The sequence below is a fragment of the Lentzea sp. NPDC051208 genome, from assembly GCF_040682435.1.
Lineage (GTDB): Bacteria > Actinomycetota > Actinomycetes > Mycobacteriales > Pseudonocardiaceae > Lentzea > Lentzea kristufekii.
In genome coordinates, this window is the sequence record NZ_JBFBAW010000007.1 from 205949 (window position 1) to 223737 (window position 17789).

Here is a 17789-nt window from a genome sequence, read left to right on the forward strand (position 1 = left end):
AACGATCGCCGCGTGTCACGCCACGATGCTGATCTCGAACTGGCCCTCCGCCTCGCCGACGCCGCCGACGCGATCACCGCGACCCGCTTCCGCGCGCACGACCTCGCCGTGGAGCGCAAGCCGGACCGCACACCCGTCACCGACGCCGACGTCGCCGTGGAGGACGCGGTCCGTGCCGTGCTGGCGTCCGAACGTCCGGACGACGTCGTCATGGGCGAGGAACGCGGCGGCACGCTGGACGCGTCCCGCGTCTGGGTCCTCGACCCGATCGACGGCACCAAGAACTTCCTGCGCGGTGTACCCGTCTGGGCGACGCTGATCGCCCTGGTCGAGGACGGCGTACCGGTCGTGGGCGTCGTGTCCGCGCCCGCCATGGGCCGCCGCTGGTGGGCGGCCGCGGGCGGTGGCGCGTTCGCGTCGGACGCCTCCGGTGAGCGCGCGATCTCCGTGTCCGGTGTGCGTTCTCTCGAAGACGCCTACGTGTCGACGACGGACATCAAGTCGTGGGTCGAGTACCACTCCCGCGAGGCGTACCTGCGCTTGGTGGACGCGACCTGGGAGAGCCGCGCGTTCGGCGACTTCTACCAGCACTGCCTGGTCGCCGAGGGCGCCATCGACCTGGCGCCCGAGTGCGTGGCGAACCCGTGGGACATCGCCCCGTTCCAGGTGCTGGTGCCCGAGGCGGGTGGCCGTTTCACCTCACTGGACGGCGAGGAGCGCTACGACGGCGGCAGCGTGCTGACGTCGAACGGCCACCTGCACGAGGCGGCGCTCAAGCTGTTGGAACGGTGAGACTTCCGCGCGCGACCTGGGCCCAGGCGAGCCGGCCGAAGAGGTAGTGGCACGCCACGCTCTCGTCGTCGAACCGGGCCCAGTCGTAGCGGTTGCCCTGCTCCTGCCAGAACACTTCGTGACCCTTGCCGTCTTCATCGGTGAGGAGGCACCAGCGCTGGTCCGCCTCCTCACCGATGCTGACGACGTCGTCGGGCACGCCGATCCTGGTCAGCCACTCGGGCAGCGACTCGACGTTCATGCGGTGATCTCCGTGAGGTAGCCGAGCGCGACGAGGTCCGCGACGGGGTGGGTGGTGCGGTACCGGCTGCCACCACCGGGCTGGCCGAACCAGGGCGCGCTGATCGTGCGGTGGACGGGCAGGTCCCTGGTGACGCGGTACCTGCGGTACCCCTCGTCCGCCGCCTGGGGCGGCAGGGACCGCTGTGCGAACGGAGTGCCCGCCGCGCTCAGCACCCGGCCCTCCGGCGTGCCGAACCTGTCGAGTTCGGCGCCTGCCTCGAGGATCTCCGGCTGGCTGTCCTCGTAGCCGCCCTCGCGTTCCGCCGGCCAGCGCGGGGTGCCGTCCTCGTGCAGGAACAGGCTTTCCCAGTCGCGTTCGTGCATGCCCGCGAGCGGGTCGTGACCGGCCAGGAGTTCCTGCACGATCGGGTGATCCCTGCCGAGACCGGCGCCGGGCTGGGCCGCGCCGGCGGACGACGTGTCGATCGGCTGCGGGTGGTCGTCCGGGGCGAACCTCGGGACGGCCTGCTCCTCCGCCTGCGGGGGCGGCGGGAGCTGGCGGGCCGGCTTCGGGGCGAGGGACGGGGCCCGTCCGGCGCTCAGGAAGATGGCCATGAACCAGCTGCCGGCCGCGGCCGCCGTGTAGGTGTGGCGGGCGATCTCGCCGGCGATGCCGGGATTCGCCAGCGCCAGGTCGTTCCGGTTCTCGAGGCGGTCGCTCAGCGCGTGCGAGCCACCGGGTTCCACCGCCGCCAGCGGGCCCGAGGTGGTGGTCCCACCGGTCGGGCGGGCTCCGAGGTCGACGTCGGCACCGGGAGCGGCCGGGCTCGCGATGGTGTCGCCGACCTGGCGCTCGCCGCGTTCCTCGACGGTCGCGACGTCGCCGTCCAGCAGCGCGTCCGCGGCGTCCTTCGCCAGGTCCTTGGCGGCGGCGTCCTTGGCCGCCACCGACGCCGGCGAAGTCTGCCCCTGGGCGGAGACCTGCGTGCCGGGCTGGGTGTGACCCGGCGCCTGCACCTGGCCCGGCTGGGTTCCGGTCTGGCCGCCGAACTGGGTGGGCTGGTTGCCCAGCGCCTGACCCGGTGCCGCGCCTGAGAAACCGGTCTTGGCAGCGGCTGCCTGCGCACCCGCCCTGGCCTCGCCCGGCTTGACCTCGCCGGACTTGAGTTCGGTGGCCTTCGCGTCCGCCGCGGGCTTGGCGGCCTGCTGGCCCTGCTGAGCGGCCTGACCCGCCTGGCCGTGCTGGCCGGGGGCCTGCGCGGCACCCTGCTGGCCCACGACGGCACCGACCTGGGACGCCGCCACGGGAACACCGCCGGCAGCGCCGCCCACGGCACCACCGATCGGGCCACCGGCCGGAGCCGCGCCCATCGCCGGGGCGGCAGCGGGTGCGGCCGGAGCGGCGGCGGGGGCCGCGGCCTGAGGTGCGGACGGAGCCTGGCCGGGCAGTTCGCCACCACGGACCAGGGTCGGGTCGAGCACGGCGGCGGACGCCTGCGTCGTGCCTTCGGTGATGGGGCCGAGGGTGCCCGCGACGCTCGGGATCGCGTCGGCCACCGGCTGCGCGACGGGCGCGACGACGTGGCCCACCGCCTGGCCGACCGCGTGGCCCGTGTCGGCCACCAGTCCGGGGTTCGGGCCCTTGCCCTCGCCCCGGCCGGAGCCTTCGCCACGGCCCTGTCCGTCGCCGTGGCCCTGACCGTCGCCGTCACCCCGGCCGTCGAACACCGGGCCGGCGGCGTCGCGGCCACCGGGTACCGCGTCCACCACCGGCTGCACGACGGCAGCGGCAGGTGCGGTCACGGGAGCAGCGGCGTCGAGAACCGGCGCGGCGACCTCGGTCACGGCACCGGCGACAGGGGCGAGAGGAGCCGTCACGGCACCGACGACGGGCGCGACCGGAGCGGTCACAGCGCCGACGACCGGGGCCACCGCTTCGGTCACGGGGGCGACCACGGCGGCGACGGGTTCCACGATGGGAGCGACCACACCGGCCACCGGGGCCACCACGCCGCCGACGATGTCCGTCACGGGCGACAGCAGGCCACCGGGGCCGTGGGCACCGGGTGCGGTGTTGACGGGATTCGTGCCCTGACTCATGTCGATGCCGCTGTCCAGGCGGATCGCGGAGGTCAGCGTGCTCTGGAGGTTCGCGACGTTGGCCGCGGCACCCTTCGTCAGCGTGTCGAGGCCGAGCAGCGCGGCGGGGTTGCCGGCGCTGGCCGAGGCCGTCGCGGCGTCGTTGTTCTTGGCGAGCGCCACGAGCTCGCGGACGATCTCGACCTTCGCGGCACCGACCTGCTTGGCGGCGTGGTCGAGACGGTCGGCGGCGGCGTGGCAGCCGCGGGCGGCGCGGTGGAAGTCGCCGTCGGGAGCCACGACCTTGGCCCAGCGACCGCGTGCGGCGTCAGCGGTGCCACCGGACATGCCGCCCAGCGCACGGTTCGCGGCACCGTCGGACGAGGTGCCGAGGCTCTTGATCTTGTCGCCCGCCTCGCGCCACGCGGTGGCGCTGGAACGCATGGCGTCCTCGTCGGCCTTGGGCCACGAGACACCGGCCTTGGCCGCGATGGCGGTGAGTTCGGCGGGAAGCTCGATGCCCATGTCAGCCTTCCAACCTTCTCATCCCGGACGCGTTCTGCTCCTCGACGTGCCGGTACGTGGAGGCCGTCGCGGCGAGCTTGTCGCTCACGTCCCCCAACGTCGACGCGAGCCCCGACAACGCCCCGGTGGCGTCCCCGGACGGCCGCTCGTGCGAGGCGGCGAAACTCCGCCCGACCGCGTCGTCCCCCCAGCAGACACCGAACGCGGCGAGCGCCCGGTCGAGCGACCCCGCGATCTCGCCTGCCTGCCCCGCGAACCCCTTGAGCTCGCGAGCCCCGGCGTCCAGCCGCTCGAGGTCGGCCGAGTACCCGGTCATCGGACCCTCCTGTCGATGAGCTCGGAGTCGAGCCAGCTCTCCCGCTGCTCGTTGTCCTCGTCGTCGTCCCTGCGCCCGCGAACGGACTGGCGCCCCAGATCAACGGTCTCGGTGTCGTCCACCGCGTACTCCGAGGGCTGGAGATCAGCCGTCCCGGCGACGAGCGCGGCAGGATCCGTGGCGGAGGGCAACACGGCACTCAACGCCTGATACGTGTCCTCGGCGGCATTGGCCGCGGCCGCGGCCACGGTCCGCACGATCAACTCGGCCAGCTGCTCCGGCCGATGCCTGCGATAGGCCGACTCGGAGAGCTCCAGTCCCACGAGCTTGCCGCCAGACCCCACGGTCGCCTGGACCGTCCCGTCAGGACTGGAGGCGCGCCCGGACACGGCGGCCAGCTCGCGCTGCACCGAAGCAAGCTGCTCGCGGCTACGCCGGTAGTCAGCGAGCAACTCCTCGACCTGCGCACGGTGGTCGTCCACCGAGTCCCCCTCACACGCATAGCCCTGGGCTCGGGCTCTAGGACGCCGTCGCCTCTAGATCGGTTCCCAGCAAATTCAGTTACGTAGAATCAACGGGATGATCGCCTTCGAGGACCTGCCCGCCGGCCGCATCATCCCGCTTGGCGAGGTCGTCGTCGACCGGGACGACATGCTGGACTACGCGAAGAAGTTCGACCCGCAGCCGTTCCACCTGGACGAGGAAGCCGGCAGGAACTCGATTTTCGGCGGTTTGTCCGCCTCGGGCTGGTACACGGCCTCGCTCTGGATGCGCAGCTGGGTGGACGAGGTCCTGGCCGACTCGACCTCGCAGGGCTCGCCGGGCTGTAGCGAACTCTCCTGGCTGGCCCCGGTCTACCCCGGCGACAAGCTCACCTTCGAGGCCGAGATCCTCACCGCACGACGGTCGAAGAAGCGGCCGGACCTCGGCCTGGTGGAGGTCGAGGGCAGGGCGAAGCGGGGCGACGAGCTGGTCTACCGGTTCATCGCCACGGGCATGTTCACCGCACGCACCTGATCGACTTCGCCGGCACTACTTCGACAGCGCCCGCACCACGCGAGAAGGACTGGGCCGCCCCAACTGCTCAGCCATCCACACCGAAGTCTCGACCAACTCGTCCAGGTCGACCCCAGTCTCAACGCCAAGCCCGTCAAGCATCCACACCAGGTCCTCGGTAGCCAGATTCCCAGTGGCCGACTCGGCATAAGGACACCCACCGAGCCCACCGGCCGAGGAGTCCACAGTCGTCACCCCACAACGCAAAGCGGCCAGCGTGTTGGACAACGCCTGCCCGTACGTGTCGTGGAAGTGCACAGCCAGCCGGGAGACGTCCCGGAACCCCTCCAGCAAGGACTCGACCTGACCGGGAGTGGCAACCCCGATGGTGTCGCCCAGCGACAGCTGCGAACAGCCCATCTCCAGCAACCGCTCACCCACCGCCACGACCTGGGACCGCTGAACCGGCCCCTCCCACGGGTCGCCGAAGCACATCGACACGTACCCGCGGACGTCCAGACCTGCTGCCAGCGCACGGGAAACAGTCGGCTCGAACATCTCGAACTGCGAGTCCAACGTCCGGTTCAGGTTGCGCGAGGCGAACGTCTCCGTCGCCGAGGCGAAGATCGCGATGTGCGTGACCCCGGCCTCCAGGGCACGGTCCAGCCCACGCTCGTTGGGCACCAGCACGGGGTAGACGACCCCAGGTCGCTGCACGAGCCCAGCCAGCAGCTCGGAGGCGTCGGCCAGCTGCGGCACCCACTTGGGGTGCACGAAGGACGTGGCCTCCAAAACGGACAGTCCTGCCGCAGCCAGCCGGTCGAGGAACTCCAGCTTCGTGGCGACCGGCACGACGACCGCCTCGTTCTGCAGCCCGTCGCGGGCGCCGACCTCCCAGATCGTCACCCGCGGGGGCAGCGATCCGGAGCCGACGACGTCCGGCAGGCCTACCTCACGCGCGCCCATCGACGGTCCCCGGGTGGAAGTTGTCGTCGGGGTTGTCGTTGACCTCTCGGTACAACATCGTGTGCACCTTCTCCACGGACGGGATGTCGTCGAACTCGAGCGGCTCGTCCGAGGCCGACTCGATGATCAGGGTGCCGCAGCCGAGCAGGCGGTCGATGAAACTGTGCTCGAAGCGGACGCTGTTCACACGAGCCAAAGGGATGTCGAGGCCTGTGCGCTTGACCACTCCCTCGCGGTACATCACGCGGTCCGACGTGATGATGAAGTGCGTCGTCCGCCAGCGCGCGAACGGCGTCACCGTCAGCCACAGGACCAGCACCGCGCCGACCGCCGCCAGCACGATCCACACGACCGTGGCCCACGACTGGTCGCCGAAGAGCCCGCCGAGACAGATGCCGAGCGCGACCACCACCAGCAGCCAGAACACCGGGAAGACCAACATCTTCCAGTGGGGGTGCTTGTGGATCACGACGTGCTCGCCGGAGCTCAGCAGGTCGTCGGGATAGGCCATGGGCCAACCCTAACTACGCCGGGCGCAAATGCACCACGTCACCAGCGGACACGCCGTGGTCGGCCCCGTCGGCGCCACGCACGACGAGCGTGCCGTCGGCCTCGATGCGCTGTGCCACCCCGAGAAGCTCGACACCGGCCGAGAGTTCGACTCGAACCCGCGAGCCCACGGTCGACGAGTGCTCCTCGTACTCCTCCAGCACGCCGGACTCGACCGCGTCGCCGCCGTTCTTGCGCCACACGCCTTCCAGGCCCGCCAGTTCGACCAGCAGCCGGAACGCCAGCTCGCCACGATCCAGCTCGCCGACGCCCAGGTCCTCCAGCGACGTCGGCGCGAGCCCGCCCGGTGCGGCCTGGACGCCGGACGGCAGCTTCGCCACGTTGAGGCCGATGCCGACGACGACCGCGCCGTCGGCGGTGATCTCGGACAGGATGCCCGCGCCCTTGCCCGCATCGGGGCCCAGCAGCAGGTCGTTCGGCCACTTCAGCGTCGCCTCGACACCAGCCGATTGGGCGACACGGACCAAAGCCAGCCCGGCGATCAGGTTCAGCCACGGCAGCTTCGCGGCGGGCACGCCGACGGGGCGGAACAGCACGCTCACGTAGAGCCCGCCCGCGGGTGAGGCCCAGGAGCGGCCGCGACGGCCCTGGCCAGCCGTCTGCTCCAGCGCGATCAGCACGGTGCGGTCCGCGGCGCCGGAGGCGGCGAGATCCGCGTTGGTGGACGCCGTGCTCTCGACGACGTCGAGAGCGGCGTACGGGCCGTTGGGTGCGACGAGCCGCGAGCGCAGCTCTTCGGCGTCGAGTGCGGTGGTCATCGCGCCAGGTTATGGGAACGGAAGAGAGTACGTGCGATCGGAGATCGCCGACAGGTTGCCGTGACCTGGACAACTGCACGGGGCAGTTCAGCAATGGTCTCGTTAGGCTGCGAGCCCATGAGCAGTGCGACCGAGCCGATCGGGCACGTCCCCACCGGCGCTTCAGGCGTCCCGGACGTCCACACCACCGCGGGCAAGCTCGTTGACCTCTACCGGCGCAACGACGAGGCGGTTCACGCCGGCTCGGAACGCGCGGTCGAAAAGCAGCACGCGAAGGGCAAGAAGACAGCCCGCGAGCGCATCGACCTCCTGCTGGACCCCGGTTCGTTCGTCGAACTGGACGAACTCGCCCGGCACCGGTCCACCAACTTCGGGCAGGAGCGCAACCGCCCGTACGGCGATGGCGTGGTGACGGGCTACGGCACCGTCGACGGCCGTCCGGTGTGCGTGTTCTCCCAGGACGTCACCGTCTTCGGCGGCTCGCTCGGCGAGGTGTACGGCGAGAAGATCGTCAAGATCATGGATCTGGCGATCAAGACGGGCCGGCCGATCGTCGGCATCAACGAGGGCGGCGGCGCGCGCATCCAGGAGGGCGTCGTCTCGCTCGGCCTCTACGGCGAGATCTTCACGCGCAACGTTCGCGCGTCCGGCGTGATCCCGCAGATCTCGCTGATCATGGGCTCGAACGCGGGCGGGCACGTCTACTCCCCCGCGCTGACCGACTTCGTGGTGATGGTCGACCAGACCTCGCACATGTTCATCACCGGCCCGGACGTCATCAAGACCGTCACCGGCGAAGACGTGACGATGGAGGAGCTCGGCGGCGGTCGCACGCACAACACCAAGTCCGGCAACGCGCACTACCTCGGCAACGACGAGGAAGACGCGATCGCGTACGTCAAGGAACTCCTCTCGTACCTGCCGTCCAACAACCTCTCCGACTCGCCCGCGTTCGAGGGCACGCTGACCGAGGGGTCGATCTCCGACGCGATCACGGACTCCGACCGGGAGCTCGACACGCTGATCCCGGACTCCGCGAACCAGCCGTACGACATGCACGAGGTCATCAACCGCGTGCTCGACGACGGCGACTTCCTGGAGGTGCAGCCGCTGTTCGCGCCGAACATCCTCGTCGGCTTCGGCCGCGTGGACGGCCACTCCGTCGGTGTCGTCGCGAACCAGCCCACCCAGTTCGCCGGCTGCCTCGACATCGACGCCTCCGAGAAGGCCGCGCGGTTCGTGCGCACCTGCGACGCGTTCAACATCCCGGTGCTGACGTTCGTCGACGTGCCCGGCTTCCTGCCCGGCACCGACCAGGAGTGGAACGGCATCATCCGGCGCGGCGCCAAGCTGATCTACGCCTACGCCGAGGCCACCGTTCCGCTGGTCACCGTCATCACGCGCAAGGCGTACGGCGGCGCGTACGACGTCATGGGGTCCAAGCACCTCGGCGCCGACATCAACCTCGCGTGGCCCACCGCGCAGATCGCCGTCATGGGCGCGTCGGGCGCGGCGAACATCGTGCACCGCAAGACGCTGGCCGCCGCCGCCCAGAACGGCGAGGACGTCGACGCCCTGCGCGCGCAGCTGCAGCAGGAGTACGAGGACACGCTGTGCAACCCGTACGTCGCCGCTGAGCGCGGCTACGTCGACTCGGTGATCCCGCCGTCGTACACCCGCGGCCACGTGGCGCGGGCGTTGTCGATGCTGCGGGACAAGCGGGAGACGCTGCCGCCCAAGAAGCACGGGAACATCCCGCTGTGACCGCGCCAGAGGAAAAGCCGCTGCTCAAGGTCGTCAAGGGCACGCCGGACGACTACCAGCTGGCCGCGCTGACCGCGGTCATCGCCGGGCTGGCCGCCGCCGCCCCGGCCGAGGACAAGCCCCGGCGGCGTTCGGAGTGGGCGAACCCGGCTCGCCGGGTCCGCCGGCCGCTGCAGCACGGGCCGGGCGCCTGGCGCGCCTCCGGTTTCTCCGGCTAGATCGACCCGGGGAAGGCCTCTCGCAGTCAGCGGGAGGCCGTCCCCAGGTCGAACGCGACGGTCTGATCGATGTCGCCGTAGCCGTCGACCCGTGTGGGGAGGCCTGGCGGGCATTCGAGGGCCGAAGCCTCGACTGCCGGGGAACGGTCACGGCGGACCACGACGCGCACGCACGTCCGCACCTCGACCTGTTCGTAGCTCCGCCCGCCTCACCGCGGCCGGCACGGCGGCGCGGACGACCCCGGACGGCATCAGCAGTCCACGCGGCGGCTGGTCACGTTCAAGCCGACGGCCACCTCGCGACAGCGGGTCTCGCCGTCGACCTCCAGCCGCAGGGTCCAGAACGCGCTGCCGTAGGCGTTGGTCCGGCGCAGCACCTGCACACCGGCGTGGTCGAGCGGCAGGTTGGCGCGCACAGCGGGCACGATCTGCGTCAGGAGCGCGTTCTCCGCCCGATCGGCGGTGTCGGCGAACGGCCAAATGGGCACTCCGTAGCCGATCGGGTCACTCGCGAGCACGCTTCCAACGCCCCACGATCCAATGAGGCCGCCGAGCACGACGAGCAGTGCCGCGATCCGTCTGCGCTTGCCTTCGCGATCGGAGCCGCGTTCGGTGAGGACAAGCACCCAGCGCTTCACTCTTCCGAGAGTGCCGACCGAAGAGGTGATCGCGCATCAGCAGTACTACTCAAACGGACCGTGCGAACTGGCGGACCGTGTACGCGCTGTGCATCGGCTTCTTCATGACGCTGCTGGACACGACCATCGTCAACGTCGCGCTGCCGTCGATGATCACCGACCTGAACGCGTCGCTGAACGACGTCATCTGGGTCGTCAGCGCCTACCTGCTCGCGTTCGCCGTGCCGTTGCTGCTGACCGGGCGGCTGGGCGACCGGTACGGGCCCAAGCGGCTCTACGGCATCGGGCTCGTGCTGTTCATCGGCGCGTCGCTGGCCTGCGGTCTGTCCACGAGCGCGGACGCGCTGATCGCCGGCAGGGTGTTCCAGGGCCTCGGCGCGGCGGCCATGACCCCGCAGACGATGGCGTTCATCACGCACCTGTTCCCGCCGGTCAAGCGGGGTGCGGCGCTCGGCATGTGGGGTTCGGTGGCCGGGCTCGCGACGGTCTCCGGGCCGTTGCTCGGCGGCGTGCTCGTCACGCACCTGGGCTGGGAGTGGATCTTCTTCGTGAACCTCCCGATCGGTGTCCTCGCGCTGGTGCTGCTGTTCCTGTGGGTGCCCGACCTGCGGCCGGACCGCGCGCCGAAGTTCGACGTGCTCGGCGTCGTGCTGTGCTGCCTGGGGCTCGGCCTGCTGGTCTTCGGGATCCAGAACGGCGAGCACTACCGGTGGGGCCGGGTCGCGGGGCCCGTCACGATCACCGAGGTCATCGCCGCCGGCGTGCTGTTCCTGGCGCTGTTCCTGCTGTGGCAGGCGTCCTCGCGCAACCCCGAGCCGCTGATGCCGCTGCGGATCTTCCGCAACCGCAACTTCTCGCTCGGCAACGTCGCGAACGTCGCCATCGGCATCACGGTGACCGGGGTGTTCGTGCCGCTGGCGCTGTTCCTGCAGACCGTGCCGAAGCTGTCTCCGCTGATGACGGGCCTGGTCACGGCTCCGGCGTCGCTGATGTCCGGCGTCGTGGCGATCTTCGCGGGCCGGCTGTCGAACCGGGCCGACGCCAAGTTCCTGCCGATCACCGGGTTCGCCCTGATGGCGCTCGGCATCGTGGTGATGACGTTCCTGCTCGGCGACGGCTCCCAGTGGGTGCTGCTGCCCTCGATGGTGGCCCTGGGCATCGGCATGGGGCTGGTGTTCTCGCCGCTGACGAACATCTCCACGCGCACGCTGGACAGGTCGCTGCTCGGAGCCGGGTCCGGCATCTACAACACCTCGCGGCAGTTCGGGAACGTGCTGGGCAGCGCCGCGACGGCCGCCGTGCTGCAGGTCGTGCTGGCGGCCACGGGCGACTTCACCTCGGCCGTGCGGGCCGCGTTCTACCTGCTGCTGGCGGTGCTGGCGGTCGGCATCGCCGCCGCGTTCGCCTTTCGCCGGGTCGCCGCGCCGGCCGTGACAGACTCGGCGGGTGCGTCTGATCCTGGCCTCCCAGTCACCCGCCCGTCTTAGCGTCCTGCGGTCCGCGGGCATCGAACCCGTCGTCCGGGTCTCCGGTGTCGACGAGGACGCGTTGATGGCGTCGCTCGAGAACCCGACGCCGGAGGAGACCGTCGTCGCGCTGTCCGCGGCCAAGGCCGAGGCGATCGAGCACGACGACGAGTGCGTGGTCATCGGCTGCGACTCGATGCTGCTGTTCGAGGGCGAGCTCGTGGGCAAGCCCGGCACGGCCGAGGTCGCGCGGGAGCGGTGGCAGCGGGTGGCGGGCAAGAGCGGCGCGCTGATCACCGGGCACACCGTGCTTCGGGTCTCCGGAGGCGTCGTGGCCGACCGCGCCTCGGCCGCCGAGTCGACCACCGTGCGGTTCGGCACGCCGTCGGAGGAGGAGCTGGAGGCCTACATCGCGACGGGTGAGCCGCTGCACGTCGCCGGCGGCTTCACGATCGACGGGCGCGGCGGCTGGTTCATCGACGGCATCGACGGCGACCACACGTCCGTGATCGGCATCAGCCTGCCCCTCACCCGCAGGCTGCTGAGCCAGGTGGGTGTCTCCGTGTCCACACTCTGGTAGCGCTGGTCACAGTTCACCTGATCGGGGAAGACTGCCCTCAACGCCGACGTTGAGGGCAGCGGTGAACGAGTACTTGACGCGTCGCAGGCACATCGACCTGGCACGCAGGACGAGCACGGGCTGTCGGAGCTAACCGCTCCCGACGCCCCCTTTCGCTCATCCCTGCCCAGGAGATGTTCCCGTGTCGTTCGTCCAGACATACCGCAAGCCCAAAGTCTTCGGATTCACCGTTCTAGGCCGCTCGTCCTCGGCGCGCTCGCCGGCTGGCTCGGCAAGGGCACGTGGCTCGCGCCCGTCCTCGCCAAGATCGGCTCCACCTTCACCGCGCTGCTCCAGCTGACCGTCATCCCGCTGGTGTTCACCGCGATCGTCGTCGGCATCGCGTCGCTGCGAAGCCTCGGCGGCGGCCGCACCGCCGCACGCCTCGGCGGCAAGACGTTCCTGTGGTTCGCCATCACGTCGTTCGTCGCGGTGCTGATCGGCATCGCGGTCGCCACGATCATCAAGCCCGGCGCGGGCCTGCAGATCGAACCCGCCGCGGGTGCCGTCGACAAGCTCGCCAAGCGCGCGTCCGGCTCGTGGCAGGCGCTGCTCGACAACCTGGTGCCCACCAACATCTTCAGCGCGTTCACCGAGGGCGACGTGCTGCAGGTCGTGTTCATCGCCGTGCTCGTCGGCTTCGCCGCCTACGCGCTCGGTGACAAGGCGGCGCCGTTCACGAACCTGGTGAGGTCGTTCTTCGACCTCGTCCAGAAGGTCGTCGGCTGGATCATCCTGCTGGCCCCGATCGGCATCTTCGGCCTCATCGGCAACGCCGTCGCCTCCTACGGCAACTCGTTCGTGAAGCCGCTGTTCTCGTTGATCCTCGCCGTGTACCTCGGCACCGCGCTCGTGCTGTTCGTCGTCTACCCGGTCCTGCTGAAGTTCGTCGGCAAGACCTCACCGGTCGAGTTCTTCCGCAAGGCCGGCACGGCGCTGCAGTTCGCGTTCGTGTCGCGTTCGTCGGGCGCCACGCTGCCGTTGTCCCGCAAGGCCGCGGCCGACCTCGGCGTGCCGAACGAGTACGCGAACTTCGCCGTGCCGCTGGGCACGACGACCAAGATGGACGGCTGCGCCGCGGTCTACCCGGCCGTCGCGACGATCTTCATCGCGAACATGTTCGGCATCCAGCTCTCGGTGTGGCAGTACGTCGGCATCGTGGTCGTCGCCGTGTTCGGCGCGCTGGCGACGGCCGGGACGACCGGCTGGTACACGATGCTCACGCTGACCCTGAGCGTCGTCGGCCTGCCGCCGCAGGTGATCGCGACCGGTGTGGCCGTGGTCTACGCGATCGACCCGATCCTCGACATGATGCGCACCGCGACCAACGTGGCCGGCCAGATCACCGTGCCGGTGCTGGTGGCGCGCAGCGAGAACCTGATCGAGGAGCCCGCGGCTCCGGCCGAGAAGGACCTCGTCAACGCCTAGGAATTCGCGCAAGGGCGCAACTGCGACAACTTCGGCGTCGGTGCGGGCCAGCCAGCGAGCTGCTCCCGCGCCGGCGCCGGCGTCGTACAGCCGATGATCGGCCCGAGCGACGAGAACACCTGCACGAACGAGTTGTTGCACTGACCGTCGCAGCCACGCTGGGCCGAGACGACGTCCGCCGTGCCGTCCTCGTTGACGTCGTGCAGCCCTAGGTACCCGGCACTGGACAGATAGGCGGCCTGCGCGCGCGACCACGTGCCGTCCTTGCGGATGAGCACCTCGCCGAGCACCTTGCCGTTCTGCTCGCCGCGCACGAGGCACACGCTGATGGTCGCTTCCGAGCACAGCAACGACTGGCCGTTCACCGTCGCGCCGGACTCGGCGATGGTCATCTCGAAGACGAACGGGCCCGACTCGCCGGTCACCCTGATCCGCCCGCCGCCCGTTCCGGACAGCAGCTCGACGAGGTCCCCGCCGACCGATCTGCCGATGACGACCTGGCAGACGGTGGTACCGCAACGCATTCCGGGGTCGATGCCGGACTGACCTGAATCGGTGCCGTTCGGTCGCTGGAAATAGGCGAACACGAGTCCCGCGACGAAGACCGCGGCGGCGACGACGGCGACCACCTGCACGGACCTGGTTCCACCCACATCGCAGATTGTGCTCGACGGGCTCACGATCGATGTGAAGTGAGCCGTCTCTCCCTCTCCGAGTTCGTCGATTTCCGTAGACTGCGGCACCAGCCAGAGCCGTAATTGCCGGTCCAGCAGGAGGTACGACGCCGTGTCGCTGCGCAAGGTCCTCATCGCCAACCGCGGTGAGATCGCCGTCCGGGTCATCCGCGCCTGCCGTGACGCCGGGCTGACGAGCGTCGCCGTCTACGCCGATCCCGACCGCGACGCACCGTTCGTGCGGCTCGCCGACGAGGCGTTCGCGCTGGGTGGCAACACCCCCGGTGAGAGCTACCTGTCGTTCGAGAAGGTGCTGGCGGCCGCCGCTCGGTCCGGCGCCGACTCCGTGCACCCCGGCTACGGCTTCCTGTCCGAGAACGCCGAGTTCGCCCAGGCCGTGATCGACGCCGGTCTGGTGTGGATCGGCCCGACCCCGCAGGCGATCCGCGACCTCGGCGACAAGGTGACCGCGCGGCACATCGCGATGCGCGCGGGCGCGCCGCTGGTGCCCGGCACCAAGGACCCGGTCAACGGGCCGGACGAGATCATCGCGTTCGCGTCCGAGCACGGCCTGCCGGTCGCGATCAAGGCGGCGTTCGGCGGCGGCGGCCGTGGCCTGAAGGTCGCGCGCACCCTCGAAGAGATCCCCGAGCTTTTCGACTCCGCGGTCCGCGAGGCCGTCACGGCGTTCGGCCGCGGCGAGTGCTTCGTCGAGCGCTACCTGGACAAGCCGCGCCACGTCGAGGCGCAGGTCCTCGCCGACACCCACGGCAACGTGATCGTCGTCGGCACCCGAGACTGCTCGCTGCAGCGCCGCCACCAGAAGCTGGTCGAGGAGGCGCCCGCGCCGTTCCTGACCGACGAGCAGCGCGCCACGATCCACTCGTCGGCTCGCGCGATCTGCCTCGAAGCGGGCTACCACGGCGCCGGCACCGTCGAGTACCTCGTCGGGGTGGACGGCTCGATCTCGTTCCTGGAGGTCAACACGCGCCTGCAGGTCGAACACCCGGTGTCGGAGGAGACCACGGGCCTCGACCTGGTGCGCGAGCAGTTCCGCATCGCCGCCGGCGAGAAGCTGCGTTTCACCGAGGACCCGGCGCCGCGCGCGCACTCGATCGAGTTCCGCATCAACGGCGAGGACGCCGGCCGCGGCTTCCTGCCCGCGCCCGGCACCGTGACGACGTTCATCGCGCCGTCCGGCCCCGGCGTCCGCGTCGACGCCGGTGTCGAGTCGGGTTCGGTGATCGGCGGGCAGTTCGACTCGTTGCTGGCCAAGCTGATCGTCACCGGCGAGACCCGCGGGGAGGCCCTGGCACGGGCCCGGCGGGCCCTGGACGAGATGGTCGTCGAGGGCATGGCGACGGTGCTGCCGTTCCACCGCGTGATCGTGCGCGACGCGGCGTTCACGGCCGAGAAGCCCGAGGGCTTCACCGTCCACACGCGCTGGATCGAGACCGAGTTCGACAACCAGATCGCACCGTTCACCGGTGGTGCCGACGCAGCCGACGAGGAGACGCCGCGGCAGACCGTCGTCGTCGAGGTCGGCGGCCGTCGTCTCGAGGTGTCGCTGCCTGGTGACCTCGCCGTTGGTTCGCGGCCTGCTGCTGCCGCCGCCGTGAAGAAGCCGAAGGCGAAGCGCGCGGGCGGCAGTGGCGCGGCCGTGTCGGGTGACGCGGTGGCCGCGCCGATGCAGGGCACGATCGTGAAGGTGGCCGTCGAGGACGGGCAGACCGTCGAGGCGGGCGATCTGATCGTGGTGCTGGAGGCCATGAAGATGGAGAACCCGGTGACGGCGCACAAGGCCGGCACGGTGACGGGTCTGGCGGCTGCGCCTGGTGACCCGATCACCCAGGGCACTGTGATCTGTGAGCTGAAGGACTGAGCGGGCGGGCTTGCGCGGGGGTCCCCCTGGGTGGTGGGTCCCCCGCGACCCAACGTACTCAGGGGGTCCGACAGTCGGGGCGGGCTGAGGCAGCAGGCAGTGATCTGCACGCTGGAGGACTGACCGGCCGGCCCGCTCACCTACGATTGAGTTCGTGAGCGACCCGAGCAGGGACATCCGCATCGGTGACACCGAGCGTCAGCAGGCGTTGCAGGTGCTCGGCGAGCACATGAGCGCGGGCCGCATCGACATCAACGAGTACGGCGACCGGTCCGCGAAGATCACCACCGCGAAGACCCGCGGTGAGCTGATGGCCTTGTTCTACGACCTGCCGGATCCGCGGCCGCAGTTCGTCGCGCCCGTGCCGATGTTCAACGAGCCCGCGAAGGCGCCCGCGCGGCGCTGGGAGAGCGCTGTCGTGCCCGTGGTGGGCATCGCCGTGGTCATCCTGTTCTTCGCGCTGGTGAAGAACCCGCTGATCTTCCTCCTCGTCCCCGCCGTGGCGATCCTGTGGGGCCAGTGGAACGGACGCCGGCGCTGAAACCCTTGCTGCTGCTCGATCTCGACGGCGTGTTGCGGTCGTTTCCGCCGCTGCCCGCCGCGCTGGCCGAAGTCGCCTTCGAGCCGTCTTTGCTGCACCGCGCGATCACCGGGGAGATCTCCGACGAGCAGTGGCGGCAGGCCGTCGGTCCGGAGTTCGCGGCCACGTCCGGCGAGGTGATTCCCGAGGCGCTCGCGCTGGTCCGGGTGGCCCGGCGGCAGTGTTTCGTGGCGTTGCTGTCCAACGCGACCACGCGGCTGGAGGCGGATCTCGAACTGCTCGGGCTCGACGGCGAGGTCGACGCGGTGTTCAGTTCCGCGCGGCTCGGGCTCGCGAAGCCGGATCCCGCGATCTACCGCAGGGTGCTGGACGAGCTCGGGTACTCGACGGGTGTGTTCTGCGACGACGACGCGGAGAACGCGGCCGCCGCGACCGCGGCGGGGCTGGACGGGGTGCACGTGCCGGACACGGCGGCGTTGCGGACGGCGCTGGCGGTGCGCGAGCTGATCCCGCCGACGGTGCTGCTGATCCTGCCGGACCGCGACGAGGCCGAGCAGCTGGCGGCGTCGTTGCTGGAGGCCGGTTGGGGGCCGTGCGCCGTGCACAGGGACATGCTGGCGGGCGAGGACGACGCCGAGGACGTGGACTGGGTGGTCGAGCTGACCACCGCGCCGGACGGCCTGCCGGCGTCCGCTCACCGCGCCGCGCTCGACGACCTGGCCGAGCAACACGACGGATTCACCGGCGAGGGTTAGCCTCCTGGCCGTGGAGCCAGTTGAGATCAACGCGGGTGAGTACTACCTGCGCGCCTTTCGCAGCGACGACCGCATCGACGACGTGCCGGTGCTGGCCGAGGCCTTCGCGGACCCGGAGACCAAGCGGTACATGCCGCGACTGACCGGGGACGACGCGCCGTCCGCGGAGACGCTCGTGCTGCTGCTGGCCGACGGCTGGGTGAAGGACTACCGCTGGTCGTGGGCGGTGTGCGAGGCCGTCACCGCCGAGGTGATGGCCGGGATCGTCATCCACAACGTCGACCACCACCTCCTCTCGGCCGAGGTGATGTGCTGGAGCCAGCCTCGGCACCGCGGCAAGGGCGTGCTGCCGGCCGCGCTGAACTCGGTGCTGGGCTGGGTCTACGGCGCGATGGAGATGCACCGGGTCACCTACCGGCACGCGGTCTCGAACACGGCGTCACAGCGAGTCGCGGAGAAGTGCGGATTCACCCTGGAGGGTCGTCTTCGCGAGGAGGCGATCGTCGATGATCAGCGCGAAGACCAGTTGCTGTGGTCACGACTGGCGTCGGACCCCTTCCCAGAGCAGCTACGGTGACCG

At 70.5% G+C, this 17789-nt stretch carries 19 protein-coding genes and 1 pseudogene; 11 read left to right on the forward strand and 9 right to left on the reverse strand.

Going from position 1 to position 17789, the window contains the following annotated elements; all coding sequences use genetic code 11:
• Positions 1-12: 12 nt before the first annotated feature.
• A complete protein-coding gene (hisN, locus tag AB0M48_RS18845; protein WP_363843282.1) occupies positions 13-792 on the forward strand; it encodes a histidinol-phosphatase in 780 nt (259 codons plus the stop codon).
• On the opposite strand, the gene AB0M48_RS18850 is transcribed toward hisN, so the two are convergent.
• The 4 genes from AB0M48_RS18850 to AB0M48_RS18865 are packed head-to-tail and all read right to left on the reverse strand — an operon-like array spanning position 773 to position 4416.
• Positions 773-1033 (reverse strand): hypothetical protein, encoded by a 261-nt coding sequence (locus AB0M48_RS18850; protein WP_090005340.1) that lies wholly within the window; start codon positions 1031-1033, stop codon positions 773-775. The genes hisN and AB0M48_RS18850 overlap by 20 nt on opposite strands.
• A complete protein-coding gene (locus AB0M48_RS18855; protein WP_363843286.1) occupies positions 1030-3618 on the reverse strand; it encodes a TNT domain-containing protein in 2589 nt (862 codons plus the stop codon). The genes AB0M48_RS18850 and AB0M48_RS18855 overlap by 4 nt, the downstream gene beginning before the upstream one ends.
• Position 3619: 1 nt before the next feature.
• Entirely contained in the window at positions 3620-3934 is a 315-nt protein-coding gene (locus AB0M48_RS18860; protein ID WP_363843289.1) for a hypothetical protein, read from the reverse strand.
• A complete protein-coding gene (locus tag AB0M48_RS18865) occupies positions 3931-4416 on the reverse strand; it encodes a YbaB/EbfC family nucleoid-associated protein (RefSeq protein WP_363843292.1) in 486 nt (161 codons plus the stop codon). Before AB0M48_RS18865 ends, AB0M48_RS18860 begins: the two co-directional genes overlap by 4 nt.
• A 97-nt stretch (positions 4417-4513) precedes the next feature.
• Here AB0M48_RS18865 and AB0M48_RS18870 point away from each other — a divergent pair, with 97 nt between their 5' ends.
• A complete protein-coding gene (locus AB0M48_RS18870) occupies positions 4514-4951 on the forward strand; it encodes a MaoC family dehydratase (protein ID WP_363843295.1) in 438 nt (145 codons plus the stop codon).
• 15 nt (positions 4952-4966) lie between these two features.
• Here the strand turns inward: AB0M48_RS18870 and AB0M48_RS18875 are convergent, their stop codons facing one another.
• From AB0M48_RS18875 to AB0M48_RS18885, 3 genes are read right to left on the reverse strand one after another with little or no spacing between them, the layout of a single operon-like run.
• Entirely contained in the window at positions 4967-5896 is a 930-nt protein-coding gene (locus tag AB0M48_RS18875) for a hydroxymethylglutaryl-CoA lyase (RefSeq protein ID WP_363843298.1), read from the reverse strand.
• Entirely contained in the window at positions 5883-6407 is a 525-nt protein-coding gene (locus tag AB0M48_RS18880) for a PH domain-containing protein (protein ID WP_363843301.1), read from the reverse strand. Before AB0M48_RS18880 ends, AB0M48_RS18875 begins: the two co-directional genes overlap by 14 nt.
• Positions 6408-6420: 13 nt before the next feature.
• On the reverse strand, positions 6421-7224 hold the full coding sequence (locus AB0M48_RS18885) for a biotin--[acetyl-CoA-carboxylase] ligase (protein ID WP_363843304.1): 804 nt from the start codon (positions 7222-7224) through the stop codon (positions 6421-6423).
• 117 nt (positions 7225-7341) lie between these two features.
• Here AB0M48_RS18885 and AB0M48_RS18890 point away from each other — a divergent pair, with 117 nt between their 5' ends.
• Entirely contained in the window at positions 7342-8988 is a 1647-nt protein-coding gene (locus AB0M48_RS18890; protein WP_363843307.1) for an acyl-CoA carboxylase subunit beta, read from the forward strand.
• Positions 8985-9206: an acyl-CoA carboxylase subunit epsilon gene (locus AB0M48_RS18895; protein ID WP_363843310.1), complete on the forward strand. Its 222-nt coding sequence runs from the start codon at positions 8985-8987 to the stop codon at positions 9204-9206. The genes AB0M48_RS18890 and AB0M48_RS18895 overlap by 4 nt, the downstream gene beginning before the upstream one ends.
• Before the next feature lie 251 nt (positions 9207-9457).
• Here the strand turns inward: AB0M48_RS18895 and AB0M48_RS18900 are convergent, their stop codons facing one another.
• The gene (locus AB0M48_RS18900) at positions 9458-9844 is read right to left on the reverse strand and encodes a hypothetical protein (RefSeq protein WP_319985825.1); all 387 of its coding nucleotides are present in this window, start codon (positions 9842-9844) and stop codon (positions 9458-9460) included.
• Positions 9845-9921: 77 nt separating this feature from the next.
• Between AB0M48_RS18900 and AB0M48_RS18905 the strand changes: the two genes are divergently transcribed.
• The 3 genes and pseudogenes from AB0M48_RS18905 (at position 9922) to AB0M48_RS18915 (ending at position 13357) form a co-directional block, all read left to right on the forward strand.
• Entirely contained in the window at positions 9922-11331 is a 1410-nt protein-coding gene (locus AB0M48_RS18905; protein ID WP_363843313.1) for an MFS transporter, read from the forward strand.
• On the forward strand, positions 11291-11890 hold the full coding sequence (locus AB0M48_RS18910) for a nucleoside triphosphate pyrophosphatase (RefSeq protein WP_363843315.1): 600 nt from the start codon (positions 11291-11293) through the stop codon (positions 11888-11890). Before AB0M48_RS18905 ends, AB0M48_RS18910 begins: the two co-directional genes overlap by 41 nt.
• A 181-nt stretch (positions 11891-12071) precedes the next feature.
• A pseudogene (locus AB0M48_RS18915) lies at positions 12072-13357 on the forward strand (dicarboxylate/amino acid:cation symporter).
• Here AB0M48_RS18915 and AB0M48_RS18920 read toward each other — a convergent pair.
• The gene (locus AB0M48_RS18920; protein WP_363843317.1) at positions 13354-14157 is read right to left on the reverse strand and encodes a hypothetical protein; all 804 of its coding nucleotides are present in this window, start codon (positions 14155-14157) and stop codon (positions 13354-13356) included. The pseudogene AB0M48_RS18915 and the gene AB0M48_RS18920 sit on opposite strands and share 4 nt — an antisense overlap.
• Between AB0M48_RS18920 and AB0M48_RS18925 the strand changes: the two genes are divergently transcribed.
• The 4 genes from AB0M48_RS18925 (at position 14144) to AB0M48_RS18940 (ending at position 17786) form a co-directional block, all read left to right on the forward strand.
• Positions 14144-15913, forward strand: coding sequence for an acetyl/propionyl/methylcrotonyl-CoA carboxylase subunit alpha (locus AB0M48_RS18925; RefSeq protein ID WP_363843319.1), 1770 nt, complete (start codon positions 14144-14146; stop codon positions 15911-15913). The genes AB0M48_RS18920 and AB0M48_RS18925 overlap by 14 nt on opposite strands.
• Before the next feature lie 154 nt (positions 15914-16067).
• Positions 16068-16454, forward strand: coding sequence for a DUF1707 domain-containing protein (locus tag AB0M48_RS18930; protein ID WP_363843322.1), 387 nt, complete (start codon positions 16068-16070; stop codon positions 16452-16454).
• Complete coding sequence (locus tag AB0M48_RS18935; protein ID WP_363843325.1) at positions 16433-17209, forward strand: HAD-IA family hydrolase; 777 nt, start codon at positions 16433-16435, stop codon at positions 17207-17209. Before AB0M48_RS18930 ends, AB0M48_RS18935 begins: the two co-directional genes overlap by 22 nt.
• 10 nt (positions 17210-17219) lie before the next feature.
• Positions 17220-17786: a GNAT family protein gene (locus AB0M48_RS18940; RefSeq protein WP_363843328.1), complete on the forward strand. Its 567-nt coding sequence runs from the start codon at positions 17220-17222 to the stop codon at positions 17784-17786.
• The last annotated feature ends 3 nt before the right edge of the window (positions 17787-17789 follow it).